The organism is Streptococcus sp. HMSC077D04, from assembly GCF_001808785.1.
GTDB lineage: Bacteria > Bacillota > Bacilli > Lactobacillales > Streptococcaceae > Streptococcus > Streptococcus mitis_BX.
The window spans coordinates 576-1219 of record NZ_KV794539.1 but is presented as its reverse complement, the minus strand read 5'-3'; the positions used below and the strand labels follow the sequence as shown (position 1 = coordinate 1219).

Sequence of the window (644 nt, the reverse complement as noted above, 5' to 3'; positions counted from 1 at the left end):
ATGGAAGATACCTATTATCAATTAGAAGAGGCTTTGGTACAGGGATTTCAAACACCTGAAGAATACCAAGCCTACAAGGAGTTAAAGGAACATTATGAGGAAGTGACAGGGGATTACAGCTTTTCCAAACGAGAACTTACTAGCCAATTGGAAATCGCTCTTCAGAATCATCGAGGTGTGGACTTTGAAGAATATGAAAAAGAGAACTATCTGGAATTGGTTCAAAAACTAGAAGAGTTTGATTCCTCTCTTGCCACCCATTATCGTCAATTGATTGACTAGAAAGGAGAAAGTCATGAATGATTTACTCCTTATCCCAGTAATTTTTTTAGCAGTAGGAGGAATTCTCATTCTTTTATGGAGACTCTTTCTTATTGCCAGTGGACTTTTTCTTATTGGTTTTGTCAGTTTTCTTATTTTCGTGGAGGTCTATGGAATTTATTTGTTCTTTACTGAACCGACTTTATACTTTGATGATATCAGACAACATGGTTTAACTAGTTTTACGGCTGTGTACCTTTTCATCAATCTGATGTTGGTTCTAGGATTCAGTTGGCGTTTCATAAACTCCAAAACTAAGGAAAGTATGTAAACTTGTTAGATGGTTAAAAAACTTTATCTGAATCTAAATTCGGATAAGGTTT

2 protein-coding genes are annotated in these 644 nt (G+C 35.4%); both read left to right on the top strand.

Features of this window, described 5'->3' with window-relative positions:
• The coding region (locus tag HMPREF2701_RS06875; protein WP_070482552.1) for a DUF5962 family protein at positions 1-282 on the top strand (282 nt) is incomplete at its 5' end.
• A 13-nt stretch (positions 283-295) separates the two neighbouring features.
• The gene (locus tag HMPREF2701_RS06870; RefSeq protein WP_041823157.1) at positions 296-592 is read left to right on the top strand and encodes a DUF5966 family protein; all 297 of its coding nucleotides are present in this window, start codon (positions 296-298) and stop codon (positions 590-592) included.
• The last annotated feature ends 52 nt before the right edge of the window (positions 593-644 follow it).